Genomic DNA, 6421 nt, shown 5'->3' on the forward strand with positions numbered 1-6421 from the left:
GCGCCGTCAGCCTGCCGACCGGCCGCCGGGCTCCCGGCGATCGGCGCGGGCGTCGGTCCCCTTCGGCAGTTCGCCGCAGAGATGCGGCAGCCTGTGCTCGACGAACCATCCGACCGTCACCGGGGCGCCGCGCAGCATCTGCCGCACCATCGGCACCGCCTGCTCGCCGATGAGGATGCCGAGCAGGCCGACCAGCGCGACGATGGGCGGGGCCGGCGAGCGCACGCCGAGCAGGCTGTAGACGACGCCGACCAGCAGCCCGGCGCCGAGCGAGAGAAGGTAGATGCGCATGTCGCGTCGCTCCCGGTCGAACGGCGGCTCCGGCGTTTCGCGCGAGCCCGCCTGCTTCGGAGGATCAGTGGCCTTCCGAGGCGCCGAACATGGTCTTGGCGTAGATGATGCCGAGGCCGTAGGCGCCGCCGAGGCGCCTGGCGATCCCGGTGGTCAGGTCGTAGGTCTCCGCGCGCGCCCAGTCGCGCTGCAGTTCCAGCAGATACTGGAGCGACGTCATCGGCTGCACGCCGGCGGCGATCATCCGCTCCATCGCTCGCTCGTGCGCCTCGTCCGACACGTCGCCGCAGGCGTCCGCGATCACGCAGACCTCGAAGCCCTGCGCCAGCGCCGACAGCGCCGGCCCGACGATGCAGACGCTCGTCCAGAGGCCGCACAGCACGATCCGGCCCTTGCCGATCCGGTTGACCTCGGCGATGACGGCCGCGTCCTCCCAGGTGTTCATCGAGGTCCGGTCGAGCATCGGCTTGCCCGGGAAGGCGGCGCCGATCTCGTCGAACATCGGGCCGGAGAAGGACTTTTCGGCCACGGTGGTGAGGATGGCGGAAACGCCGAACCCGGCGGCGGCACTCGCCACCAGCGCGGCGTTGTTGCGAAGCTGCACGGCGTCGATCGACTTCGTCGCGAAGGCCATCTGCGACTGGAAGTCGATCATCACCAGAACATGGTTGTCCGGCGTGAGGAGCGCGGGGGCAGGGGTGGCGGAGGCAGTCGGGGTCATCGTTCGTTCCTCTGTGTCGAAGGCCTTCTCGGGCCGTAAGTGAAACCGCTCGCGGCGGCGCTTCAGGTGGCGTCGGGACGCGGCGCGTCCGGTTCCAGTGCGGCGCGCAGCGCGCGCATCATGCGCTCGGGCTCGAGCGGCTTCTCGAGGCAGACGACGATCCCGGCGTCCCGCATCCAGCGATGCGTCGCGTCAGGCGCGAGCCGGGTCGTGGCGATCATCGGCACCGAGCCTCCGCCGCTCGCCCGGCGCTGCCGGAGGCCGTCCGCGATCACCTGCGTCATCCTCAGGTCGACGACGAGGCAGGCCACGGTCTCGACCGTGCCGGACGCCATCAGATCCTCCGCGGATGCGAAGGTCACGACCGGGAAGCCGAGCGATCCGATCAGCGACCGGGCTGCCCTCCTCGCCGAGGCATCGTCGTCGATGACCGCGATGAGGGGTTCGTCGACCATCCTCGTCCAGTTCCGCGACGGCCGGCCCGAACGGGCCGCCTTCTCGCTGCAGGACACGCTTTTCCTGCACGCGACCTTCGCGCGGCCGGGCGGTTGGGCGCAATTATGCGGTCGGTTAGGGTGCTTGATACTTTGGTGTGGGAAGGCCGAGGCGATCGGCCTGGCGCACGAGTTCGGGCAGCGTGGTGGCGCCCATCTTCCGCATCACCTGGGCGCGGTGGACCTTGACGGTCACCTCGCTGATGTCGAGCAGCGCTGCGATCTGCTTGTTCATCAGTCCGGCGACGACGGCCGCCATCACCTCGCGCTCGCGGACGGTGAGGGAGGCATGGCGGCCGCCTATCTCGTCGAGTGCCTGCCGGGCCCCGGCGCGCTGCCGGTCGAGCTCTATACCGCGGTGGACCGCGTCGATCAGGTCCTGGTCTCGGAACGGCTTCGTCAGGAACTCGATCGCACCGGCCTTCATGGCGGCGACCGACATCGGAACGTCGCCATGGCCGGTGATGAAGACGATCGGGATGTCGATCCCGCGCAGCGCGAGGTCGCGCTGGAACTCCAGGCCGCTCATGAAGGGCAGCCGCACGTCGAGCACGAGGCAGGACGGGCGGGCGTGGCCCGGCGCGGCCAGAAAGGCCTGCGGGGCGGGAAAGCCTTCGACCGCGTGCCCGACCGATCGCAGCAGGCGGTCGATGGAGGCGCGGACGGCGTCGTCGTCATCCACCACGTAGACCGTCGTCCCCGTCGTCATGAGCGGCCCTCGTCGCGGCCGTTCTCCAGCACCGGGAGCCGGAAGGAGAAGGTCGCGCCCGCTCCCGCGCCCGGCTCCAGCCACAGCTGGCCCCCATGCGCCTCGATCACCGTGCGGCAGACCATCAGCCCCATGCCCATGCCGTCGGACTTCGTGGAGTAGAACGGATCGAAGATCCGGGCGGCCTGCGGCTGCGCGACGCCCGGCCCGTTGTCGGCGAACGAGATCACCGCCCAGCTGCTCTCGCGGCGGCAGCGGATCGTGACCAGCCGTTCGCGACCGACGAAGCCGCGCAGCGCCTCGAGCGCATTGGTGACGAGGTTGCAGACCACCTGCTCCAGCTGGATCCGGTTTCCCGACACCGGAACCGGCTCCCCGAAGGACTCGACTGCGATACGGACGCCCGCGCGCGCCACGTCGTAGCGCAGCCGGTCGAGCGCTTCGTCCAGCACGACGGCGAGGTCGAGCCGCTCCCGCTCGCCGCCCGCCTTGCGGAAGATGCCGCGCGTCTCCTCGACGATCCGGCCGGCCCGGTGGCCGTCGCCGACGATGTCCCGCAGGGCTTCCTTCGCTTCCGGGACGTGCGGCTCGGGTCTTTCCAGCCATCGCAGCGCGGCATAGGCGTTGGTGACCATGCTGGACAGGGGCTGATTGATCTCGTGGGCGATCGAGGCCGAGAGCGCTTCCATGACCGTCAGCCGCGCCTCGCGATCCTGCCTGTCGCGGGCCGTCGCGTCCGCCAGACGGGCATAGAGGAGCGCGGTCTGGGAGACCAGCACCGTCAGCACCATGCTCGCCGACGCGAGCCCCAGCACGCGCCCGGCCCACCAGCCGATCGTCAGCCGCGTCCCGCCGGAAACATAGGACAGGAGGAACAGTTCCATCGCGAGCGTCAGCACGACTACGGTTACCCACAGGTTGAGGACCGATCTGCGGGCGGCGAGCAGCATCCCGGCCGCAAGCACGTAGAGCGTCATCGCCGCTGCCGGCACGTAGGACCAGAGCGGCGTGACCTCGCGGGAATTGGCCATGAACCGGGGCAGCCCGTCGAAGCCCGACAGGGCGAGCACCGAGACGGCGATCGCCGCCACGGCGACGGCGAAGACGCAGGCCAGGAGGGCGCCCTTCGACTGGCCGGAGCCGGCTTCCGGCCCGTCCGCGAGCCGCAGCGCGGCATAGGCAGCGAGCGAGGAGGCGAAACCCAGCCGGCGGACGGCCGCGAGCGTTGCCGTGCTCTGGACGTCGACGTCGAGGCCGAGCGCCGGGAAAACGCCGGGAAACGAGATCGCCCACGGGATCGCCAGCAGCCCGGAAAAGAGGTAGCCCGCCGCCAGCACCGTCACCGCGCGGTGGCGCGACAGCGTCAGCGTGGCGAAGAGCAGCACGCCCGTCATGATCTCCACGACCGCAAGCGCGGCGGCATAGGCCGGCAGGACGGGCTCGGTCCCGTCGAGCCGGACGTCCGCGAAAGGGATCGCAACGAGCGTGGCGCAGCCGAGCGACGCCGCGATCCCCGTCGCCAGCATCGTCTGCGGCCGGGTCGGCGGCGTGTTCGAAACGAGATAAGGCTGCAGTTCCAGTCCCGTCACCCCTTCAGCGATCTGCGGCCGTCACGGTAGCGGAATTGCGGGACCTTGCCGAGGGCGATGAATCTACCGGCCTGCCGATTGCCGCAGCACCTCGTCGAGCAGCGGGTTGGGGAAGCGCCGCTGCAGCGTCACCGCGAGAAAGCTTTCGCGGATGCCGTCGAGCGTCGCCGCTTCCACGAGGAAGCCCGCCTCCAGCTCGTCGCGCACGACGATCGGCGGGATGACGGCGAGGCCGGCATCCTCGCGGGCGAGCAGACGCAGCATGGCCATGTCGTCGGCCTCGGCCGCCACGGTCGGCGCGAGACCGAGCCGCGCGGTGAGCGCGTCGAAGGCCGCGCGCAGCGCCGTGTCCGGCGCGGGCAGGATCAGCGGCTCGGCGGCGATCAGATCGGCGAGGCTTCGCGGTTCCGGCCCGACCCGGCGGGGCGTGCCGATCATTCCGACGGGCTGTTCGTCGAGCCTGTGGATCAGCCAGGGGCTGGACGCGTCGCGCGCCGGCGCCAGGTTGGTCAGGACGACGTCGAGTGCCAGCCCTTCCAGTCCGCGCAGCAGTTCGGCCTGGCTGCCCGAGCGCAGCACCACCTCGACGTCGGGCCGCCCGATCAGCGGCCGCAGGAACCGGATCTGGAAGTTGCGCGACAGCGTCGCCAGCGCGCCGACCCGCAGCGCCCGCCGCGTCCGCCCGGTCTCCCGCAGCGTGGCGGTGAGGTCGTCGGCGGCGCGAAAGATCGCCTCGGCATGGTCGAGCGCGATCCGCCCGGCCTCCGTCAGGACCAGACCGCGGCCGCGGCGCTCGAACAGCGCATGGCCGAGGCTGTCCTCGAGCGTGCGGATCTGGGTGGAGAGCGCCGATTGCGACAGGTTCAGCTTCCCGGCCGCCCGTGTCAGCGTGCCATCGGTCGCCACGGCGCGGAACAGGCGCAAATGGTGCAGGTTCAGCAGGGACATAATTCGATCTGATAGAACTATATCTCCTATATTATGTATTTTTCTGGAAGTTCGGCAAGCGCTATCTCCGGCCCATCCCGCCAATCGGAGATCCGGAATGCCCATGCTGCCCCTGCCTTTGCTGGCCGCGCCCTTGCTGCTGGCCGTCGCGGCCGTCTTCCTCCTGCGTCCGGGGGCGCGACCCGGGAGCTTGCCGCGCCTGGCCGAAGCGGCCGCCCTGGCGGCTCTCGCGCTCGCCCTGGCCGGCATCGTCCAGGTCGCGACCGGTGGAACGACGGAACTGGCGTTCGGACCGCAGGGCATCCTCTCCTTCCGGCTCGACGCGGTCGGTGCGACCATGGCGGCTCTCGTCTCCTTCGTCGGCTGGGTCGTGGTGCGGTATTCGCGCAGCTACCTCGACGGCGAGGCGCGCGAGGGCTCCTTCCATGGCCTGATGCTCGCCGCGCTCGCCGCCGTGCTCCTGCTCGTGCAGGCCGGCAGTCTGGCGCTGATGCTCCTCGTCTTCGTGACGATCGGCGTCGTGCTCCGGCGGCTCCTGATGTTCTACCCCGGCCGCCCGGAGGCGCGGCGGGCAGCGGCCAAGTTCTCGCTCGTCTGGCACGGCGGCGACCTCCTGCTCGCGCTCGCCGCGGCGCTGTTCTGGATTGCCTACGGCACCACCGATCTCGCGACGCTCGCACAGTCCGTCGCCCTCGCCATGCCGCCGGCCGCTCAGGTCGCGGTGGCGCTGGTGGTGATCGCCGCCGCCCTCAAGACGGCGGCCTTCCCGCTGCACGGCTGGCTGACCGAGGTCATGGAGGCGCCGACGCCGGTCTCCGCCCTGCTGCACGCCGGCATCATCAATGCGGGCGGCGTGCTCCTGATCCGGCTCGCCGAGCCGGTTCAGGCGAGCCCGGGCGCCATGGCGGCGCTGGTCATGCTCGGCGGCTTCACCGCACTCTTCGGCGCCATGGTGATGCTGACGCAGAGCGCGGTGAAGACCGCGCTCGCCTGGTCGACCGTGAGCCAGATGGGCTTCATGCTGCTGCAGTGCGGCCTCGGGCTCTGGACGCTGGCGCTGCTGCACATCGTCGCCCATTCGCTCTACAAGGCGCATGCCTTCCTGGCGGCGGGCGGCGCGGTCGAAGCGGTCGCCGCCACGCGGCGCCCCGGTCCCGTCGCGGTGCCTGGCGGCGGGGCCGTCCTGCGCGCCTTCGCGCTGGCGCTCGCCGTCTATGCCGTCGTGGCGCTCGTCTTCGGCTGGTTCGCCGCGCCCAAGGCGCCGCAGGCGCTGGCGCTGGGAGCCATCCTGATCTTCGGCGTGGCCTATCTGGTGGCGCAGGGCCTGGCCGACGCCGCGCCGGCAGCGCTCACGCGGCGGACGGGCCTCGCCGCGCTCGCCGCCGCCTTCGGCTATTTCGGCTTCCACGTGCTCGCCGGCCTGCTCTGGGGCGCCAGCCTTCCCGCCCCGCCCGCACCGGGGCCGCTGGAATGGGCGCTCGTCGTCGTCGCCGTCGGCTCCTTCGGGCTGATCGCCGTGGCGCAGTCGCTGTTCCCGCTCTGGGCGCATCACCCCGCCGCCGCGGGGCTGCGCGTCCACGTCGCCAACGGCCTCTATCTCAACGCCGCCGTGGACCGCCTCATCGGCGGGTTCCGGACCTCGAAGACCCTCTGATCGACGGAGATCGAC

General features: G+C 71.1%; 7 protein-coding genes. 1 reads left to right on the top strand and 6 read right to left on the bottom strand.

Translation table 11 applies throughout. From position 1 onward, the window contains the following. Positions 1-6 precede the first annotated feature (6 nt). The 6 genes from IAI54_RS28745 to IAI54_RS28770 form a co-directional block, all read right to left on the bottom strand. Positions 7-291: a XapX domain-containing protein gene (locus tag IAI54_RS28745; protein ID WP_187970423.1), complete on the bottom strand. Its 285-nt coding sequence runs from the start codon at positions 289-291 to the stop codon at positions 7-9. A 64-nt stretch (positions 292-355) separates the two neighbouring features. Then, positions 356-1012 (bottom strand): hydrolase, encoded by a 657-nt coding sequence (locus IAI54_RS28750; protein ID WP_187970424.1) that lies wholly within the window; start codon positions 1010-1012, stop codon positions 356-358. Positions 1013-1074: 62 nt separating this feature from the next. Beyond that, on the bottom strand, positions 1075-1467 hold the full coding sequence (locus IAI54_RS28755; RefSeq protein ID WP_187970425.1) for a response regulator: 393 nt from the start codon (positions 1465-1467) through the stop codon (positions 1075-1077). A gap of 115 nt (positions 1468-1582) precedes the next feature. Next, positions 1583-2215 (bottom strand): response regulator transcription factor, encoded by a 633-nt coding sequence (locus tag IAI54_RS28760; RefSeq protein WP_187970426.1) that lies wholly within the window; start codon positions 2213-2215, stop codon positions 1583-1585. Beyond that, a complete protein-coding gene (locus tag IAI54_RS28765) occupies positions 2212-3804 on the bottom strand; it encodes an ATP-binding protein (protein ID WP_187970427.1) in 1593 nt (530 codons plus the stop codon). The genes IAI54_RS28760 and IAI54_RS28765 overlap by 4 nt, the downstream gene beginning before the upstream one ends. Before the next feature lie 63 nt (positions 3805-3867). Next, entirely contained in the window at positions 3868-4752 is an 885-nt protein-coding gene (locus tag IAI54_RS28770) for a LysR family transcriptional regulator (RefSeq protein WP_187970428.1), read from the bottom strand. A gap of 97 nt (positions 4753-4849) precedes the next feature. On the opposite strand from IAI54_RS28770, the gene IAI54_RS28775 reads away from it, so the two are divergent. Continuing rightward, entirely contained in the window at positions 4850-6406 is a 1557-nt protein-coding gene (locus IAI54_RS28775) for a proton-conducting transporter transmembrane domain-containing protein (protein WP_187970429.1), read from the top strand. The last annotated feature ends 15 nt before the right edge of the window (positions 6407-6421 follow it).

This window comes from Aquibium microcysteis, assembly GCF_014495845.1.
GTDB classification, from domain to species: Bacteria; Pseudomonadota; Alphaproteobacteria; order Rhizobiales; family Rhizobiaceae; genus Aquibium; species Aquibium microcysteis.

What these genes read in the sequence shown, in the direction of transcription:
- IAI54_RS28745 (WP_187970423.1), bottom strand. Translation starts at nt 291, where the DNA reads ATGCGCATCTACCTTCTCTCGCTCGGCGCCGGGCTGCTGGTCGGCGTC.
- IAI54_RS28750 (WP_187970424.1), bottom strand. Translation starts at nt 1,012, where the DNA reads ATGACCCCGACTGCCTCCGCCACCCCTGCCCCCGCGCTCCTCACGCCG.
- IAI54_RS28755 (WP_187970425.1), bottom strand. Translation starts at nt 1,467, where the DNA reads ATGGTCGACGAACCCCTCATCGCGGTCATCGACGACGATGCCTCGGCG.
- IAI54_RS28760 (WP_187970426.1), bottom strand. Translation starts at nt 2,215, where the DNA reads ATGACGACGGGGACGACGGTCTACGTGGTGGATGACGACGACGCCGTC.
- IAI54_RS28770 (WP_187970428.1), bottom strand. Translation starts at nt 4,752, where the DNA reads ATGTCCCTGCTGAACCTGCACCATTTGCGCCTGTTCCGCGCCGTGGCG.
- IAI54_RS28775 (WP_187970429.1), top strand. Translation starts at nt 4,850, where the DNA reads ATGCCCATGCTGCCCCTGCCTTTGCTGGCCGCGCCCTTGCTGCTGGCC.